This window comes from Acinetobacter sp. ANC 5414, from assembly GCF_013004295.1.
Taxonomy (GTDB): domain Bacteria; phylum Pseudomonadota; class Gammaproteobacteria; order Pseudomonadales; family Moraxellaceae; genus Acinetobacter.
In genome coordinates this window covers 47,522-66,335 of the sequence record NZ_JABERM010000033.1, presented here as the reverse complement: position 1 = coordinate 66,335, position 18,814 = coordinate 47,522, and the positions used below count along the sequence as shown (strand labels likewise).

The window sequence follows — 18,814 nt, the reverse complement described above, 5'->3', positions numbered from 1 at the left end:
GCCAATTAAAGAAAGACAAGGCTAAATGTTTTAAATATAGAAATATTAAAGTTTCATCTGCTTCATCTTATTTTCTTGAAACCATTTTCCGCACTATATTTGTGCATATAGATATTTTTATAACTTACTTTGCTCTATTTTAGAACTCTATTTTTAATTAAATGGATCGCTAATTTCAGTTTCTGCTACTTTATTGCCATTTTTTTTCGGCGCAGATTCAACACCAGAATGAGATTGCTGCACATCCACGACATTACCCTCTTCATCACGACGTGTAATCGTTGTGGTTGTGGTTGCTGCTTTAGAATCAACTACGGGTACAGTCGGTTTGGGTTTAGGTTGAGCCACAAGACTCTCATCAATGCGCGGCAATGGTGCAGATTTTAAATTGACTGCATAGAGTTTGCTATTCGAACCCATTTCTTCTGCCCCCATGTCATTAACCAAGGCTGCATAATTTTCAATCTCCTGAACTTGAGGTTGAATAGACTTGGGAAACTGGAATGGCAATTGTTGAAGGGCTTGTTTTGCTTGGTCACTATTCCCATAGATACCATAAAGCAGAACATATTGTTCAATTTGATTTTCACCACTCAGGCGAATATAGAAAAAGTTCTTACGATCGGACTGTTTTTTTAGAAAACTGCGAATCACATCATCTTTGGTCGCTCGAAACAGTTCAATCGTGGCCGCATTTTTATTGTCATTAATAAACTTAGTGCCACGAAACTCTGGTTCATAGGTTGCAGTATTGACCACACGTGTAGTCATTTCCAAAGGGCGTACTTCTTTTTGAAGTGCACCAAGAAGGTTGGTTGCAGCAACTTTTTCCGGTTGAATTTGCAATTCAGCTTCAGTTTCAGCAGATTTTTCCACCTCAACTAAAGCATCACTGTCCGTGATTGCCCAAAAAATAAGTGCTGCAAACAGACACACCAACCCACACACTAGCCAGATATAGTTTTGAATACGTTGCCATTGTGTACGGATGGTTGCCATGACTTATGCCTTCTCTTGATTCGCTAAAATCGCTTGTTTCATCAATTCCACATCAAATTCTCTTGTAATTACAGCCTGCCCTAAAGATTTCAACAGTACCAGGCGTAATTGTCCATTCAGCACTTTTTTATCATGTGCCATATATGCGAGGAATTCATCCAGTGGAATAGCTGGGCATTTTACGGGTAAATGGGCACGTTGAATGATTTTTTTTGTACGTTCCAAATCTTCCGCTGAAATCCAGCCCATGCGTTGCGACAAATCCGCAGCCATCACCATGCCAGTTGCGACCGCTTCACCGTGTAACCAAACACCATATCCTAAATAAGACTCGATAGCATGACCAAAGGTATGACCTAAATTCAGTAAGGCACGCTCACCTTGTTCTTTTTCATCATTAGCAACGATACGTGCTTTATGTGCACATGAACGATAAACAGCTTCAGCCAGTAACTCTGAATCACGCCCCACCAGGCCATCCATATTTTCTTCGAGCCAGACCAAGAAATCCAGATCGCCCAACAAAGCATATTTAATTACTTCCGCCAAACCTGCTGACAGTTCACGATCAGCTAAAGTGCTTAATTGCGCCATATCCGCCAACACCACTTGTGGCTGCTGGAAAGCACCAATCATATTTTTACCCAAGGGATGATTAATGCCTGTTTTTCCACCCACACTCGAATCCACTTGTGACAGCAGCGTCGTCGGAACCTGAACAAAATAAACACCACGTTGGAAACATGCAGATGCAAAGCCTGCCATATCCCCAATCACACCCCCACCCAGAGCTAAAACCGTAGCATCACGATTAAACCCTGCTTCCAATAAGGCATCAAAAATCAAATTTAAATGTTCAATATTTTTATATTTTTCACCATCAGGCAAAATACATGTTGCAACGGTTTTCCCCAAAGCCTCTATCGCAGTCACATAATGATCCAAATACAGAGGTGCAACCGTTGTATTGGTCACAATCATCACTTGCTTACCTTTGATATAAGGTTCAAGTAAAGATTGTGGATTTAAATCACTGCCAATAAAAATAGGATAGCGACGATCGCCGAGTTCAACATGTAAAGTTTGCATGAAATTAAAACCGTTAATTAGACTAAATCTGCTTCTTGAGAAACAATCATATGTAAGATTTTTTGAGCTAAATCACGAGCAGCTCCCTGATTGGTTTCAATAATATAATGTGCAACTTCTCGATACAAAGGATCGCGAAGCGCTAATAAATCACGTAACTTTTGTTCAGGATTTTCAACTTGCAATAAAGGACGGTTTTTATCCCGGTAGGTACGCTGTAATTGAATTTCGACAGGAGTATAGAGATAAACAACGATTCCGCGTTGTTTTAAAAATTCACGATTGGGAGCTTGGGTCACTGCACCACCACCAGTTGCCAGAACCAGTTGTGAACGAGCTGTTAACTCATCGATCACCATAGTTTCACGGTTACGAAATCCCTTTTCACCTTCTTTTTCAAAAATCCAAGGAATTGTCGCCCCTGTTTTCCGTTCAATTTCATGATCACTATCAAGAAACTCGCGTCCTAACAGTTCCGCCAAATGTCGACCAACCGTTGTTTTCCCAGCCCCCATTGGCCCTACCAAATAAATATTTGGCAGGGTTTCAAACTCATTGCTTGGCAAGGAGTCACCTATTTATTTTGCTAAATTCAAAATATATTAATGATTTCTTGAAACACTGTCATTAACAATTCGTGGTGTAACAAAAATCAATAGCTCTCGCTTATTATCAGACTTGATATCTTTACGGAATAAACGACCTAAATAAGGAATATCTCCAAGAAAAGGCACTTTGGTTTGTTGATTAGAAGTTTCCTGTTCAAAAATACCACCGAGTACGACAGTTTCTCCATTATTAACCAATACATTTGTGTTAATAAAATTTTTGTTAATAGCAATATTACCATCAGGGGTAATTTGACCTGCTGAATCACTATTAATATCCAAATTCATATGTATTTTGCCATCTGGCGTAATACTTGGAGTAACTTCCAAACTTAACAATGCATCTTTAAACTCTGTTGTTGCTTGACCATCATTTCCAGTCGATCTATATGGGATTTGTTGACCAGAGGCCACTCTCGCTTTTTGCTTGTCGCCTGTTAAAACTTTAGGTGTTGATACAATTTCTCCATAACCATCTGCTTGTAAAGCAGAAAGTTCAAGGTCTAACATAAAATCAGATAAACTAATTAAACCGAATGCAATCTTACCTGCTGCATTTGTTACACCAAGATCTACATTAAGATTGCTGGGACGTTGAATCGTATATTTACCATCATCGTCAGGCGTTTTTAAATCCCATAAAGTTTGATCACTACCACCGACCAACAAATCATTATTTTGATTAATGCCTTGCGACAAGATCCCCCATTTCACCCCCATCTCTTTAGTAAAGTCAGTGGTTGCACGAACGATACGTGCTTCTACCATCACTTGTTTGACTGGAATATCTAGCAAGTCGACCATTTTGCGGACTTTATCTATATTCTGTGCCGTATCATTAATAATCAGTGTATTGGTACGGGCATCAACGGATATCGTCCCACGTGAGCTTAATAAACTTTCACTAGAATTATTATTGTTACTACCATTCCCAGAATTAGAATTAGAATTAGAATTAGAATTAGAATTAGAATTAGAATTAGAATTAGAATTATTTGAAGATTTTGTTTGGGTAATCAGTTTTTCAATATCAACAACCTTTGCATAGCTTAGTTGCATATACTCGGTTTGTATTGGCGCTAATTTTACACTTTGCTCTATCGCCTTCGCCTGCTCTTCTTCTGCTTTAATCATTTCCGAAACAGGTGCAATCCAAATCACATTACCATTACGACGCTTATCTAAATTCTTGGTTTTTAGAATAATGTCTAATGCCTGATCCCAAGGTACATCCTTTAAGCGTAAGGTAATATTCCCTTGTACTGTATCAGCAGTCACCATATTGATTTCAGTGAAATCTGCCAATAATTGCAGCACACGACGTACTTCAATATCCTGAAAATCTAGAGAAATCTTTTTACCGGTATAACTATTGGCTACTTTAGGTTTAAGCGGATTTTTATCTTCAGGTCGTTTTAAACTGATTGTAAGTTTATTGTCCGCCTGATATGCCATATATTCATAGCTACCAGAAGTCTGAATGGTAATTACACCATTTCCACCGTTATTATTTGCATCAATAGTCGAAACTGGCGTTGCAAAATCATTCACATTTAAACGACGTGCCAAATGTGCAGGTACTTTATTTCCTAAAGTACGTACCACAACTTTACTGCCTTGCTGCTGCACATCAACCTGTGTGTTTGTGCCGAGCAAATCAACAACAACCTGCCCTTCACCTTGACCACCGCGCTGGAAGCCAATATTGGAAATTCCTTGGCTAGATCTTTGACTTTGAGCCGCTACCTGCTGAGTAGCAAATGCATTACCCGCAGCAGAATTAATTTTTAAAATAAAAGTATTACCTTCCACGCGTGTGGTAAAGGCACCGGCATCCGCCAAATTCACCGTTAAACGTGAGCGCTGAGCATCAGAACTCACATCCACAGAACTTGCTTCTTTGGTTGCAACTGCAATGCTATTTTGCTTTAAATTTTGCTGTGCTTTATCAAAATCCAGAATCAGACGTGATGGCTGCTCTAATTGATAAGCTTGCGGCTGTGGCGGCAAGCCATTAAACATGACACGAATTTCAGTACCCTGACCTGCAACTTGCATAGGCACAATATTGGTAATACTGACTTGTGCATTGGCAACTTGCATTACTGCGATTGCAACAGCACCCATAGAAAATTGACGGAACAAATGGTTCATTGTATTGCCATCCCCAAATATAAAATCTTTCAAACTGTTATTCATTTTTATTCCTTTAAACTTAAGGCGCTGGTCCAATTAATATCAGACTTCTTGGACGCTCTACATATCCTTCCCGTCCATCTGGAATAATTTCCACTAGATCGATTTGTGTTGGCGTGATATTCACTACACGACCATGATTCACACCCATGTAGCTACCACGCTGCACGCGCTCTATTTCGCCATCTGGTGTTTGAATTAATGCCAGGATCTGCCCAGACTGGCTACGCATACTTCCCTTCATATTCAAGGATTCGATGGCATAGCTTTCTAAAGGTTGCAGTTGACGTGACAAGTTAGGATAGACGCGTTTTCCTGCCATAATTCTCAATTCAGCAGCCAACGAACTCGGTAAAAAAGGGCTTTTCAGTTGATGGGCTGCATAGTCAAATGTTGGTACAGGTGGAAAAACCGGTGCCGGTTCAATCGGTAATGGCGGCTGATTACGAATACTTGCCATCTGCTCATTGACCGCATCAATACGAGAATCACACCCCACCAATAACAAGCCTAATATCAGGCTCAAAGTCATTTTTTCTATTTTCATTACTGTGCCCCTCCAGCTTTAGCAGTTGAATTCGCATCTGCTGCTTGAGTATCTGTAGCACCGATATAACGATAGGTTTTGGCTTTAACGTTATAGGTAATTTGAGGAATATCGGTTTTTTTCTCTTTATTTTCCGTACCTGTAATATCAAAATCATGCAAAGTGACAATACGCGGAAGTGCTGCTATACCACTTACAAAAGAACCAAAGGCATGATAATCACCGGTTGCTTCAATAGAAATGGGCTGCTCAATAAAGAACTCTTGCTTAATTTCATTTTCTAAACGGATATTTTTAAATTTCAGACCTGAATTTACCCCACTGACGTTGATATCTTCAACCAGTCCGGGGATTTCAGTTTCTTTAGGTAATTGTTCGAGTTGCTGATTAAAATTCGCTTCCATTTCCTGTAACTGCGCTTGCAACTGTTGCAAATTGCGAAGCTTTGAATCTTTTTCACGAAATTCATTCAGTAAATTTCGCTCTTGAGCATTGGCATTGGAAATTGCGTCTATTTGACCTTTAATCAGCGCAAAATAACCCAGAATACCAATCATCATCATAATTAAAATCCAGCAAGTGATTTTAACGGATAATGGCCAACTGCCATAGTTATTTGGATCTAAGGTGTTGAACTGCTGAAGAAACTTATCTAAGGTCATCTTCTTTTTATGCGTAGCAACACCTTCATTTGGATTTAATTCATCAAATTCATCGAGACTCATTGTGCTGCCCCCGCTGTTGAATTAGCTGTATTTTGTGGTGCTTCAGGTGTCGTCGGTTGTGCAATTTCATCCAGGTCGGCAGTAATGACGAATGAACCATAACCTTCTTCAACACGCGGAACCACTGAACTAGGTGCCTTATCTTTTTGCTCTTCAACAGCTAAAAAAGAATTCATAAATGCGTTTCTATACCAAGCAGATGCTTCTAAACTACGCAAGAATTCTGCGACCGTGTTCGGACTTTCCGCTTTACCTTCAATGGTAAATTTATCCCCGGTACGGGCAAATTTGGTAATGTACAAATTGCTTGGCGTAACCCGTACCATTTCATCAATCAGGCGAACCGCAATTGGGCGTTGTCCTTGTAAACCTTGAATTAGCTTCATGCGCTCAACAATTGCATTGCGTTGAGCTTCTAAACCTTCTAAGGATTTCAATTGCACATCAAGGTTTTGATTGGTGCTGGTAATCAGTTGATTTGCTTGCTCTTGATCTTCAAGTTTATGGTCATAGTAGAACCATGCCAATGCAACCGCTAAAGCCCCGATTAATGCCACCCCAATACAAATGGTAATAAATTCTTTTTTTCGTCTTTCTCTTAGCTCATCACGCCAAGGGAGCAGGTTAATTCTCGCCATTAATCAAAACTCCTCAATGCCAAACCACATGCCACCATGAGTGAGGAAGCATCATTCTCTATCTTTTTAATATCAATTTGTGGAGAAAAGCCCATTTGTAAAAATGGGTTGGCAATAGTCACACGATAACCCAGTTTTTGTTGTAGTAGCTTCGCGAGCCCCGGAATATTGGCATTACCTCCTGCCAATAAAATATGATCGATCTCATTAAACTGTGAAGATGAGAAAAAAAACTGTAATGATCTTGCTGCCTGCTGAACCACTGCTTCCAAGAAGGGTTCTAAAACCTCAACATCATAATCATCAGGCAATGAACGGCTTTTCTTGGCACGGCCGGCTTCTTCAAAAGACAAACCATAGCGGTTTTGAATTTCTTGAGTGAGCTGTTTCCCACCAAACACCTGCTCACGCGTATAAATCACCTTATTATTTTGCATCACAGATAAAGTTGTCATGGTATGACCGATATCTAAAATACCTACAGTATTCACACCCATAGGTAAGGTGTCAGAAAATACTTGATATGCATTTTCGATCGCAAAACTTTCAACATCAGCAATTTTTGGTGTCAAGCCAGCAAGCTCTAAGACTTCTGAACGCGCTTCAACATTTTCAATACGGGTCGCAACCAAAAGCACATTCACCCGATTCGGGTTTGCCAAACGCTCAGGCAACACCTCAAAATCAAGACTCGCTTCATCCAATGGGAAAGGAATATATTGCTCAGCATCCATACGAATCTGAACTTCTCGTTCATCGTCCGTCATATCTGCATCCATCTCAATCGTTTTGGTAATCACCATTGAAGTCGGAATTGCAAGTGCTGCAGCTGTAGATTGGGTATTTGCTAGATTGAGTGCTCGCTCTAATGCATCTGCTACCGCCTCTGGATTCAATATATTTTTTTCGACAACGCTACCTTCAGGCAAAGGCACCAGCGCATAGCTTTCCACCCAATACCTGTTACCGCTTTTAACAGAAAGTTCCAACAACTTAACAGAAGTAGAACTAATATCTACTCCAATTAACCCCTTATTCGGCTTACGATATAACCTGAGCACTATATAATTCCTATTATTTTTTTATCCCCAATAAAAGTAACCTACTAATCAGTGTTGGTCTATAATTTTATACAGATACAATAACGCATCTAACAATCTGTATATGTAAAGGCTATACTGACCGCCAATTAGTTTGCCATTAGCTCTTATTAAAACTTACTTGTTATGAAAAAGCTATCTCGTTCGGGCCATGTTCATCCATTTTTTTTGATCATAATTATAGCCTTGGTCGCAATTCCGATGGGATTCTATGGCATGTATCTCTATATTGCCCCATCTTTACCTAAAATGACCACTTTAAAAAAGGCGCCGTTACTCAAGCCTTTGCAGGTGTATAGTGCCGATAATGAGCTCATTGCAGAGTATGGTGGCAAGCTATCTGTCCCTGTAGAATACAAACAGATTCCCAAACCATTCATCTCGGCCTTCCTTGCCGCAGAGGACTCCTCTTTCTTTGAGCATAGTGGTATTAGTTTTAAAAGCTTAGGACGAGCAGTCAGCGAAACAGTCACGGGATCAAATGTGCAAACGGGTGGTTCAACCATCACCATGCAGGTGGCAAAAAATTATTATTTAAGTCCTGAACGTACACTCAAACGCAAACTGACTGAAATTTTCCTTGCGCGCAAAATAGAACAGAACTTAACTAAAGAGGAAATTTTAACACTGTATGTGAATAAAATTTTCTTGGGAAAAAATGCCTACGGTATTGCTGCAGCAGCGAAAATTTATTACAACAAAAATCTGGATCAGCTGAGTATTGCCCAAATGGCAATGATTTCTGGTCTACCCAAAGCACCCTCTAAATATAATCCTGTAGTCAACCCAACACGTGCCTTAGAACGTCGTAACTGGATTCTGGGACGTATGCTGCAATTGGGTTATATCAACCAGTCACAGTATCAAAAAGCCATTGCCGAACCCGTCAACCTCGATATGCCAGACCGTGGAATCAATAACAAATATCCCTATGTCGGGGAAATGGTACGCTCGGAACTGGTTGAAAAATTTGGCGAACAAGCCATTGATTCAGGTTATAAAGTTTATACAACCGTCGACAGCAAGCGCCAAGCTTATGCAGAACAGGCAGTGCAAGAAGGTTTAGAGGCTTACGATCGTCGCCATGGTTGGCGCGGTGCTGAAGCAAATGACAAACCACTTACTGAATTCAGTGCTTATGCAAACACCTATCCCGCGAAAGTCATTAAAGTAGATAGAAATTCTTTTGATGCACTGATGCAAGACGGGTCTACAGTGACCGTGCCATGGTCAGGGATGTCATGGGCTTATCCTTATAGAAATGCCAACAGTGTCGGCCCTGCTCCACGTCAAGCATCTCAAATTATTAAAGTTAAAGATATTATTCGATTACGTCCTAATGACAATAAAACTTCATGGGCACTTGTTCAAATTCCTAAAGCTCAAGGCCAACTGATTGCAATCAACCCGAATAACGGTGCAATTGAAGCCATTGTTGGGGGATATAATTTTTATCAATCTAAATTCAATCGTGCGCTACAAGGCTGGCGTCAACCGGGTTCAACCATTAAGCCGTTTGTTTATGCTTTGGCACTCGAACGCGGCATGACCCCTTATAGCATGGTCAATGACAGCCCGATTACGATTGGCAAATGGTCACCGAAGAACTCGGATGGTCGTTATTTAGGGATGATTCCTTTACGTCGTGCCTTGTACTTATCACGAAATACCGTTTCTGTGCGATTGTTACAAACTGTCGGGATTGAACGTACGCGACAATTATTCATGGATTTTGGTCTACATGAAGATCAAATCCCGCGTAACTACACCATTGCTCTAGGTACACCACAAGTTCTCCCAATTCAAATGGCAACCGGTTATGCAACCTTTGCCAATGGGGGTTACCGCATTCAGCCACATTTTATTGATCGTATTGAAGATGCTTATGGCAAAGTGATTTATCAAAGCAATCCAGAATATGCGTGTATTTCTTGTATCAATCAAAATGATGCAGAACTGGAATCAGCTGAACCAGTTACTCCAGATGACGAAGTGATTAAAGTCACCAATCAAACCTTGCAAGCAGAAAAAGAACTGGCGCAACTGCAACTGGATGAATCAAAAAGCCAATATCGCCAAGCACAGCGCATTTTAAAATCAAGCTCTGCTTATGACATGGCCAACATTCTGCGTGATGTAATTCAACAGGGTACAGGTCGTGCAGCACTTAAAATTGGTCGTGACGATATTGGCGGTAAAACCGGTACCACCAACGATGCTAAAGATGCCTGGTTTGCTGGATTCAATGGCAAGCTCGTTACTGTGACTTGGGTCGGCTTTGACCAACCCACCACACTCGGTCGTCGTGAATATGGTGGTGTTGCAGCTTTACCGATCTGGACCAACTTTATGGGTAATGCCTTAAAAGGCACACCAGCAGCGTGGGTACATTTTGATAAAAATGCCAAAGCACCGACCAGCCGAAACCAGACGGTAACTATTGGTGAACCTGTCAGAGAGGATCGCTCTTCTCCACCACTGGCCCGCCCATTGTATCGTCCAGCACCTATTGCCCCAGTTCGAGCACCTGAACGTGACTTTGATGACCTGCCTGGAGAAGAAATACAGACTCCAGACAACACATCACAAAAACCAGCCAACAATAGACCGGATGCAATTGAACAGCTCCTAGATGTATTCGAATAAAGTAATAAAAAAGCCCTCAAATGAGGGCTTTTTTATTAGGATCATTTCTTTTTAAATAAATAAATTTGAAACTGCCCTTTTAACTCAAATTGCTCAACCTGCTCTAAAGCCTGACGACGTTCTGGCTTCGCTTTATAAGCATAAGGGGTCATCGCAATCAGGTTTTTCAAGTCCGCTTGTTGTACTGTAAACGGCGCTTCAACAACACTCTGATCTACCAATTCAAAAGCATCTGCCAATTGATCAACAAACTTATGCGGTTCATGTGGGTTCACTTCTTCAAACAATGCCTCACGCATCGCATATAAGTGTTCAGTTGCGGGTGTCACGACCATCAAATAAGCATTGGGCTTTAGTACACGCAATATTTCCTGCTTTGGAATAGGACTAAATAAACTGGTACATAAGTCAATTGAAGCATCTAAAACAGGAAGTGTTGCACCCGTCCCCACCACCCAGGTCACTTTTTTATTCAACTTGGCCGCAACCTGTACTGCATTTTTAGCAATATCTACACCCACACATTGCAGCACTTCAGCTTGCATGGCATTGGTGTAATAGCCTTCACCACAGCCAATATCCAGCAGGTTTTCAATGCGTAATTCACGAATTTTATCAACCACTGCTTTTTGCAAAGGTGCATAGAACCCGGCACTTAAAAATGCACGGCGCGCCTGCACCGACTCCAAGGTATCACCCGGGTTTTTACTGTGTTTGTGCTGTACGACATGTAAATTCACATATCCCTGTTTTGCCACATCATAACTGTGGTTATTGATACAGCGCCATGTTTTCTCGGTCAGTTTCAATGCTTCATGACATACAGGACACATCAGCAGATTCATATTTTTCTCCAGAGCCTGAAATCAGGCGTTAAAAAAGCCGGCAGATGTGGGAGCAAATGCCGGCTTTTTCGAATATTTGCTTAACGCAATTTTAAGGTCATTAAGCCTAAAACTACCAGCATAATCGTGATAATCCAGAAACGAATCACCACTTGGGTTTCACGCCAGCCTTTTTTCTCATAATGGTGATGTAAAGGCGCCATCAGGAATACACGTTTGTTACGCATACGCAGTGAACCAATTTGCAGGAACACTGAAATAGCTTCGACCACAAACACACCACCCATAATCGCAAAAACGATTTCTTGACGAACCATTACGGCAATCGTCCCCAGCATCGCACCCAAAGATAATGCACCGACATCACCCATGAAGACTTGAGCTGGATGCGCGTTATACCAAAGGAAGGCCAAGCCTGCACCAATCATTGCCGCGCAGATTACCACCAACTCAGATGAATATTTCACATAAGGCATATGCAGGTAATTGGCAAAACGAACATCGCCAGCAAGGTAGGCAAATACCCCCAAACCTGCCGCAACAAGAACGATTGGCATAATCGCCAAACCATCCAGACCGTCAGTCAGGTTGACCGCATTGGATGCACCGTTAATCACCAGATAAGTAAAGATAATAAAACCGATACCTAGCGGAATGGCTGAGAAAGGAATACTGATGTTTTTAAAGAATGGAATCAGCAGATCCAGCATATTGGCAGTATGCACAGGATTCGCCTGTTGGGTCGCAATCACATACAGTGCAATACCCGCACCTAAAGAACCCACTGAAGTCCAGAAGAATTTTTTACGTGCAGGCAAACCGGCATTGTCTTTATAACGAACTTTAATCCAGTCATCTGCCCAGCCCACAGCACCAAAGATCACCATCACGCCAAGCACAATCCAGACATAGGGGTTGGATAAATCGGCCCAAAGCAAGGTCGATATCCCGATCGAGAGCAGGATCAAAATCCCGCCCATGGTTGGTGTACCCATTTTCTTGGCATGACCTTCAGGAGCAAAAGAACTGACTGCCTGACCGTATTTGAGTGCTTGTAGCTTACGGATCATCACGGGGCCCAAGACCAGTCCAATCGTCAGTGCGGTTAAGACACTGAGCAAAGCACGTAATGTTAAATAACGAACCACCTGAAACGAGCTGTTATAACCCGCAAGTTGTTCAAATAGCCATAACAGCATTAAAGTTTCTCCATCAAATCAGCCATCAATGTTTCCATGTGGGTATAACGAGAACCTTTAAACAGGAAACTCATGGATTGAGGTTGATGTGTTTCAATTAGACTCAGTAAGAAAGGCAAAGCTTGTTCCTGAGTCAGGAAAGCCTGCATTTTTTTACCATATTGGGTACTACGTGCCCCTTCTTGTGTGGCAGGTGAAAATTCACCTACCGCCACCACAAAATTGACACCTGTTGCGACAAGATCCCGACCCAACATATAGTGTTGTTGTGCCGCACTTGCGCCTAATTCACCGATATCACCAATCACCATCACTTTCACGCCTTGCTGCTGAGCTAGCACTTCAGCTGCTGCACGCATCGAGGTTGGGTTGGCGTTGTAAGTATCATCAATAAATAAATGTTTTTTAGCGGGAATAAAATGCAGGCGACCTTTGGCACCGGTTGCCTGCTCTAAACCTGTCACAATATCATCCAGAGCAACACCAATCGCGAGTGCAAAAGCAGCCGCAGCCGTGGCATTTTGGACATTATGTTCACCGGCAAACGGCAGATTCACCTGACGAACACCTTGCGGTGTGTTTAATGTGAATGTAGAGGATTGCGGATGCAATTCAATTTCTGTGGCAAAAACATCACCATTTTCACCAAAGCTTAATACCTGTTCGGTTTGTACGGCTTGACGAATCGGTTCGGCAAAATCATCTGCAGCAGGAACAATCGAGGTACCTGTTTTGGCGATATGTGCATAAATTTCAGATTTGGCACGGCAGATACCCTCACGCCCACCAAATTCCCCCAAATGTGCAGTACCAATGTTAATGATGCCTGCGACATGCGGTTGAACCAGATTCGAGGTGTAATCAATTTCACCCTGATGACTCGCACCCAATTCCATCACTGCATATTGGTGTTCAGCGCAAAGCTCTAACAACATCACCGGCACACCCAAATCATTATTTAAGTTACCGCGAGTAATCAACGTGGGTGCCAAGCGCGATAAAATACTGCCGAGCATTTCTTTAGTCGTGGTTTTACCGCTACTGCCGGTCAGCGCAATCACTTTCACTTGTGAATTTTGTGCGCGACGATAAGCCCCTAAACGACCGAGGGCCAAACGCGTGTCTTCAACCACGAGTTGACAAATATCGGCATCCACCGGATGACTGACGATGGCAATTTCACAACCATTTTCCGCGACTTGAGCAACAAAATCATGTGCATCAAAGCGTTCACCTTGCAGAGCCAAAAAAGCATCGGCTTTTTCAGCATCACGCGAATCCGTCAAAATCCGTTTAATTTCGCCTTGAGGCACTTTCTCATTCAACCAGTAACCTTGAGTGGCATCAGCAAGCTGCGCAGCTGTCCACGGCTCTAAAGGCACTGTACTGGTAGTCGATGTATGCATTTTTGTTGTTTCCTATTGAGCCGGATAAGCTAAATCTGGTGTGTGATGTTGTACATTAATGGCCGATTGCACTTCAACCACATCATCAAACCAATGACGCACCCCATCAATTTCTTGATAATTTTCATGGCCTTTACCTGCAATAACTACAATATCGCCTGCTTGGGCTTTTTGCACGGCAAATTTAATCGCTTCACGGCGGTCATGAATTTCATACATGACATGGGTAGAAAAATCGATCCCCGCTTTCATGTCAGCAAAAATTTGTTCTGGATTTTCAGTTCTCGGATTATCTGATGTAATCAATACAATATCAGCACCATTGAGTGCCGCTTGAGCCATCAGTGGACGTTTGCCACGATCGCGATCACCACCACAACCAAACACCGCCCATAAATTTTGAGAGACATGACGTTTCAAGGTTTTGAGCACCTGAATTAAGGCATCCGGTGTATGGGCATAATCTACGACGAACAATCGGTCAGCATCACGGATCACCTGCATACGACCCGGTGCACCTTTTAATTGTCCAACTGTTGAAATCAGCGTGGCAAGATCAAAGCCGGCTTGTTCTGCACTCACTAAACTTGCCACCAGGTTTTCTATATTAAAATGACCCAGCAACGGACTCTGCACGTCAAACTCACCTTGATTGGTGATCAGTTTAAAGTTTGCGCCATTCAAACTGTATTGAATATCTTGAACCTGATAATCCGCTGCCTGTGTGGTTGAATAGGTCAGAATTTTCGGGTGTGCAGGATTATTTTTTGCTGCATCCAACATGATCGATGCATATTCGTCATCAATATTGATAATCGCGACTTTAAGCGAGGCAAATTTAAATAGGCCTGACTTGGCTTCGGCATAGGCTTCTAGTGTGCCGTGATAATCCAGATGATCTCGGCTTAAATTACTATAAGCGGAAATTTCAATATCACAGCCATTCAAGCGGCCCTGTTCCAAACCATGCGAACTGGCTTCAATCGCGGCAAATTCAGCGCCAGCTTGGGCATAGCCATGCAAGGCATTTTGCAGATGCAAGGCATCTAGTGTGGTATGCGAAGATGCTTCCAGATTCGGTAAAATTCCGTTACCCGTGGTTCCCATCACTGCACATTTCTTGCCTTGCAACATTAGCAATTCGGCGACCAGTCGTGAAATGGTGGTTTTACCATTGGTCCCAGTCACCGCCAGAATTCGTGCCGCCTGTATGGGCTGAGTCGCTTGTAAATATTGCTTTTGCCATTGCCCCATCAGATGACGGACTTTTGGCACCACAATACTATTTTCCAAACCCAAGTCGGCTTCACTAACCACAGCCAAGGCACCGTTTGCCAAAGCCGACTGGGCAAACTGCAAGGTTTTTTCAGGCTGAGAAAAACTATTCAGGGCAATAAAAATTTGCCCTGGCTCAACTTTACGACTATCTAAACCAAAACCACTGAATGGCTTGGTCATCCATCCAGTGATTTTTTCAGCGGTGTAGAGATCTTGAAATGTAATGGACATTCATCACCTGTTACTGGATTTTGGGAGTATCTAAAGGTTTATCTAAAGGCACGTTCATTAAACGTAGCGATTCTTGCATCACCCGGGCGAATACAGGGGCTGAAACCGTACCACCATAGTAAGAGCCTTGAGGATTTTCCACCACGACAATCATGGCCAAACGCGGATCGCTCACCGGTGCCACACCGGCAAATAAAGCACGATATTCGTTGGTTGAATAACCTTTGCGGTCAGCGCGCAGTTTATGTGCAGTCCCTGTTTTACCCGCCACACGATAGCCTGGAATAGTGGCACGTGTAGCCGTTCCGCCTGGCAATGTCGCTGTTTCCATCATCAAGAGTACTTGATCGGCAATTTTCGCATCAACAATTTGCTCACCCTTCGGTGGCTGTTCCAATTTATATAAACTCAAAGGAACTTTGACACCTTTATTGGCAAGCATGGCGTAGGCATCCGCAATTTGCAGCACTGTCGCATTCAGACCATAACCATAAGCCATGGTGCCCACTTCAGAGACATTCCATTTGCTTGGTGGCAAGATCAAACCTCCACTTTCACCCGGGAATTTCACTGCTGAACGCTGTCCCAAGCCGACACGCTTATAAAAAGTTGGCAAGGTGGTATAAGGCAAGGACAATGCAAGTTTCGCAACACCCACGTTAGATGATTTCTGAATGATGCCACCCAAAGTCAGTGCACCATAGTTATGCGTATCACGAATGGTATGGTTACCAATGCGCATACTACCCGGTGAAGTATTCACCACTGAATTTGCAGTATATTTACCACTTTCCAGAGCCATAGCGACCGTCAGGGGTTTCATGGTTGAACCGGGTTCAAATGAATCCACTGCACCGCGGTTACGCATGGCATCTTTATTGCCTAAACTTTTTTTATCATTCGGGTTGTAAGACGGCCAACTGGTCATTGCCAGAATTTCACCGGTTTTGATATCTACTGCAATGGCAGTGGCTGAACGGGCATTATTAGCTACACCAGCAGCGGTCAATTCACGGTACATAATATATTGCAGACGTGAATCAATACTTAAAGTGATATTTTCTCCGGCTTCAACTTCTTTAATCACTTCCGGGTCTTTAAAACGATTACCTTTTTTATCACGGACGATCTGCTGCTCGCCATCATGACCCGATAAAGCCGTATTCAGTTGCATTTCCAGACCTTCAATTCCAGTACCTTCGCTATTGGTTAGGCCAATAATTTGTGCATTCGGCTGCGGCTGAGGATAGTAACGTTTATAGTTCTTCTCGGTATAAACCGCCTGGAACTCACGCTTGGCAATCAGTTCAGCTTGCTGCGGCGGAATTTCTTTTTGCAGAACCAAATAACGTGAACGAGGTTTCTCGTTCATTTTCTTTTTCAGCTCGGCACGATCCATACCCACCGCATCGGCAAGCTCGTCCAGGTTTAAATTTTTATCCGGCAATTGGCGTTTTAGTTTACGGTTATTTGGATCTTTAGCCAGTTCAGCAGTAATTTCATCAAACAGTTTTTTAGTTTCGAAATAGTCACGCGGATCAATCACCACCTTCATGACCGGCGTACTAATCGCCAAGGGCACACCGTGACGATCATAAATCACGCCACGCATCGCCTTGACTTTTTCAGTTCTTAAAATATTGGCATTGGCTTTGTTTTGCAAAAAGTCTTTGTTGATGATCTGCACATAAAATGCACGACCCACTAAAGCTAAAAAGCAGAGTAAAACCACACTCCACATCAAATAAAAACGCCACATATCTACACTAAGGGTGTTTTTATCCGTAACAGACTGCTGTTTTTTACGCACTTGCTTATTTCTCTTGTCCACCATATTACAGCTAGCCTTATTTTTTATCTTCTGAAGTCATTGGTAAAGAAATTACAACCGTCTGCCCTGCAGGTGGCGAGTACATTCGCAACTGAGTCACAGCGCGTGTGCCAATTTGCGCTGTTGCACCGAAGGTTTGCTGCTCGATGAGCAAACGCCCCCATTCTGCATTCAGATCATCCCTTTCTCGGTTAAAGGCACTTAATTCACGGTAATCATGACGGTATTCAAATACCTGAAACACCACCATGATTGCGCTGAAAAAGACCAAGACCAGTAAAATGATATAACTGATGAATTTCTTCATCGGCAATTTTTCTGTTTTCTTTTCAACAACTTCAGTTTTCATTATTCGCCTTTCGAAGCTAAGCGTTCTGCAACTCTAAGCCATGCACTACGTGAACGAAAATTGGCTTTAATCTCTTCTTCACTGGCACAGACTCGGGAAATTTTCTTTAATCGACGGGTATCTTCCCGTTCTTGTGGCATACCCCAACTGGTATCTTCCGCTAAAGTCGATTCTTTTTGAATAAACTGTTTAATTAAACGGTCTTCTAGCGAGTGGAAACTAATGACAGCTAAACGCCCCCCTGTTTTTAGCACATCCACAGCTTGCGGCAAGAATGCTTCAATATCTTCTAATTCTTTATTAATGGCAATACGGATACCCTGAAAAGTTCGTGTTGCAGCATGTTTATTTTTTTCCCATTTCGGATGGGCAACTTTCACAATTTCAGCCAATTGCGCTGTCGTTTCGATATAGCCTGCAGCTTTGATGGCTTTAGCAATACGACGGCTATAACGTTCTTCACCATATTGAAAAATAACATTGGCCAAGGCTTCTTCTTCAATATTCACCAGCCATTCAGCCGCGGTCGGACCTTTTGAATTGTCCATGCGCATATCCAGTGGACCATCTTTCATAAAGCTAAAACCACGTTCCGCCTGATCGAGTTGTGGAGATGACACCCCTAAATCTGCCATCACGCCATCAACCTGACCAATGCCACGTGCTTCAAGCTCTTGTTTTAAATCGGCAAAACTGGCATGAATAATTTTAAAACGTGAATCTTCTTGTTCTAAGAGTGCCGCAGTTTCCAACGCTTGTGGATCTTTATCAAACCCATATACACGTGCATTTTCATCTAATTTAGAAAGCAATAAACGGGTATGACCACCTCGGCCAAAGGTACCATCTACATAAATCCCTGTATTTCGATCTGCCAATAAGGCATCAACAGTTTCGTGAAGTAATACAGAAATATGCGACATAAGGGTTCAATCAATACTATGAAAAATGTAACTGCACATTATTACCTTGTTTTGATAAAGCTCCAAACGACTTTTTGTAGGGAAATATTACTTTCCATAGAGAAAACCGTTTCTGGATTTATTCAACTCAGATTTAGCTCATATTTCATGTGCTTTTATATCATTTTAAAGCTCAATACTTATCCTGATTCTTTATTAAAATAA

General features: G+C 42.3%; 16 protein-coding genes. 1 reads left to right on the top strand and 15 read right to left on the bottom strand.

The annotated features are described in order from the left end of the window. Positions 1–153 precede the first annotated feature (153 nt). From HLH18_RS14635 to HLH18_RS14600, 8 genes are all read right to left on the bottom strand, one after another. On the bottom strand, positions 154–999 hold the full coding sequence (locus HLH18_RS14635; protein WP_171547411.1) for a hypothetical protein: 846 nt from the start codon (positions 997–999) through the stop codon (positions 154–156). Positions 1,000–1,002: 3 nt separating this feature from the next. Further along, the gene (aroB, locus tag HLH18_RS14630; RefSeq protein ID WP_171547410.1) at positions 1,003–2,088 is read right to left on the bottom strand and encodes a 3-dehydroquinate synthase; all 1,086 of its coding nucleotides are present in this window, start codon (positions 2,086–2,088) and stop codon (positions 1,003–1,005) included. Positions 2,089–2,105: 17 nt separating this feature from the next. Continuing rightward, the gene (gene aroK, locus HLH18_RS14625; protein ID WP_067726822.1) at positions 2,106–2,654 is read right to left on the bottom strand and encodes a shikimate kinase AroK; all 549 of its coding nucleotides are present in this window, start codon (positions 2,652–2,654) and stop codon (positions 2,106–2,108) included. A 36-nt stretch (positions 2,655–2,690) separates the two neighbouring features. Further along, entirely contained in the window at positions 2,691–4,850 is a 2,160-nt protein-coding gene (locus HLH18_RS14620) for a type IV pilus secretin PilQ (RefSeq protein WP_502708152.1), read from the bottom strand. A gap of 61 nt (positions 4,851–4,911) precedes the next feature. Further along, on the bottom strand, positions 4,912–5,439 hold the full coding sequence (locus tag HLH18_RS14615; protein ID WP_171547408.1) for a pilus assembly protein PilP: 528 nt from the start codon (positions 5,437–5,439) through the stop codon (positions 4,912–4,914). Then, the gene (locus tag HLH18_RS14610) at positions 5,439–6,164 is read right to left on the bottom strand and encodes a type IV pilus inner membrane component PilO (RefSeq protein ID WP_171547407.1); all 726 of its coding nucleotides are present in this window, start codon (positions 6,162–6,164) and stop codon (positions 5,439–5,441) included. The genes HLH18_RS14615 and HLH18_RS14610 overlap by 1 nt, the downstream gene beginning before the upstream one ends. Further along, entirely contained in the window at positions 6,161–6,802 is a 642-nt protein-coding gene (locus HLH18_RS14605) for a PilN domain-containing protein (protein ID WP_171547406.1), read from the bottom strand. Before HLH18_RS14605 ends, HLH18_RS14610 begins: the two co-directional genes overlap by 4 nt. Further along, positions 6,802–7,863: a pilus assembly protein PilM gene (locus HLH18_RS14600; RefSeq protein ID WP_350643581.1), complete on the bottom strand. Its 1,062-nt coding sequence runs from the start codon at positions 7,861–7,863 to the stop codon at positions 6,802–6,804. Before HLH18_RS14600 ends, HLH18_RS14605 begins: the two co-directional genes overlap by 1 nt. Positions 7,864–8,028: 165 nt before the next feature. Between HLH18_RS14600 and ponA the strand changes: the two genes are divergently transcribed. Next, positions 8,029–10,548, top strand: a complete 2,520-nt coding sequence (ponA, locus tag HLH18_RS14595) for a penicillin-binding protein PBP1a (protein ID WP_171547405.1) — start codon at positions 8,029–8,031, stop codon at positions 10,546–10,548. A gap of 41 nt (positions 10,549–10,589) precedes the next feature. Here ponA and HLH18_RS14590 read toward each other — a convergent pair whose 3' ends face one another. The 7 genes from HLH18_RS14590 to rsmH form a co-directional block, all read right to left on the bottom strand. Then, entirely contained in the window at positions 10,590–11,393 is an 804-nt protein-coding gene (locus tag HLH18_RS14590) for a putative RNA methyltransferase (RefSeq protein WP_171547404.1), read from the bottom strand. Between the two features lie 80 nt (positions 11,394–11,473). Next, a complete protein-coding gene (gene mraY, locus HLH18_RS14585; RefSeq protein ID WP_171547403.1) occupies positions 11,474–12,592 on the bottom strand; it encodes a phospho-N-acetylmuramoyl-pentapeptide-transferase in 1,119 nt (372 codons plus the stop codon). Next, positions 12,592–13,998, bottom strand: a complete 1,407-nt coding sequence (locus HLH18_RS14580; RefSeq protein ID WP_171547402.1) for a UDP-N-acetylmuramoyl-tripeptide--D-alanyl-D-alanine ligase — start codon at positions 13,996–13,998, stop codon at positions 12,592–12,594. Before HLH18_RS14580 ends, mraY begins: the two co-directional genes overlap by 1 nt. 12 nt (positions 13,999–14,010) lie before the next feature. Beyond that, the gene (locus HLH18_RS14575) at positions 14,011–15,507 is read right to left on the bottom strand and encodes a UDP-N-acetylmuramoyl-L-alanyl-D-glutamate--2,6-diaminopimelate ligase (RefSeq protein WP_171547401.1); all 1,497 of its coding nucleotides are present in this window, start codon (positions 15,505–15,507) and stop codon (positions 14,011–14,013) included. 10 nt (positions 15,508–15,517) lie between these two features. Continuing rightward, positions 15,518–17,341, bottom strand: coding sequence for a penicillin-binding protein PBP3 (ftsI, locus tag HLH18_RS14570; RefSeq protein ID WP_171547400.1), 1,824 nt, complete (start codon positions 17,339–17,341; stop codon positions 15,518–15,520). 13 nt (positions 17,342–17,354) lie between these two features. Then, entirely contained in the window at positions 17,355–17,645 is a 291-nt protein-coding gene (gene ftsL / locus HLH18_RS14565; protein ID WP_502699802.1) for a cell division protein FtsL, read from the bottom strand. Between the two features lie 41 nt (positions 17,646–17,686). Then, positions 17,687–18,610 (bottom strand): 16S rRNA (cytosine(1402)-N(4))-methyltransferase RsmH, encoded by a 924-nt coding sequence (gene rsmH, locus HLH18_RS14560; protein ID WP_171547399.1) that lies wholly within the window; start codon positions 18,608–18,610, stop codon positions 17,687–17,689. Between the last annotated feature and the right edge of the window lie 204 nt (positions 18,611–18,814).

What these genes read in the sequence shown, in the direction of transcription:
- HLH18_RS14635 (WP_171547411.1), bottom strand. Translation starts at nt 999, where the DNA reads ATGGCAACCATCCGTACACAATGGCAACGTATTCAAAACTATATCTGG.
- HLH18_RS14590 (WP_171547404.1), bottom strand. Translation starts at nt 11,393, where the DNA reads ATGAATCTGCTGATGTGTCCTGTATGTCATGAAGCATTGAAACTGACC.
- ponA (WP_171547405.1), top strand. Translation starts at nt 8,029, where the DNA reads ATGAAAAAGCTATCTCGTTCGGGCCATGTTCATCCATTTTTTTTGATC.
- ftsI (WP_171547400.1), bottom strand. Translation starts at nt 17,341, where the DNA reads ATGGTGGACAAGAGAAATAAGCAAGTGCGTAAAAAACAGCAGTCTGTT.
- HLH18_RS14610 (WP_171547407.1), bottom strand. Translation starts at nt 6,164, where the DNA reads ATGAGTCTCGATGAATTTGATGAATTAAATCCAAATGAAGGTGTTGCT.
- HLH18_RS14620 (WP_502708152.1), bottom strand. Translation starts at nt 4,850, where the DNA reads ATGAACCATTTGTTCCGTCAATTTTCTATGGGTGCTGTTGCAATCGCA.
- aroB (WP_171547410.1), bottom strand. Translation starts at nt 2,088, where the DNA reads ATGCAAACTTTACATGTTGAACTCGGCGATCGTCGCTATCCTATTTTT.
- rsmH (WP_171547399.1), bottom strand. Translation starts at nt 18,610, where the DNA reads ATGTCGCATATTTCTGTATTACTTCACGAAACTGTTGATGCCTTATTG.
- ftsL (WP_502699802.1), bottom strand. Translation starts at nt 17,645, where the DNA reads ATGAAGAAATTCATCAGTTATATCATTTTACTGGTCTTGGTCTTTTTC.
- HLH18_RS14580 (WP_171547402.1), bottom strand. Translation starts at nt 13,998, where the DNA reads ATGCATACATCGACTACCAGTACAGTGCCTTTAGAGCCGTGGACAGCT.
- HLH18_RS14615 (WP_171547408.1), bottom strand. Translation starts at nt 5,439, where the DNA reads ATGAAAATAGAAAAAATGACTTTGAGCCTGATATTAGGCTTGTTATTG.
- HLH18_RS14575 (WP_171547401.1), bottom strand. Translation starts at nt 15,507, where the DNA reads ATGTCCATTACATTTCAAGATCTCTACACCGCTGAAAAAATCACTGGA.
- mraY (WP_171547403.1), bottom strand. Translation starts at nt 12,592, where the DNA reads ATGCTGTTATGGCTATTTGAACAACTTGCGGGTTATAACAGCTCGTTT.
- HLH18_RS14605 (WP_171547406.1), bottom strand. Translation starts at nt 6,802, where the DNA reads ATGGCGAGAATTAACCTGCTCCCTTGGCGTGATGAGCTAAGAGAAAGA.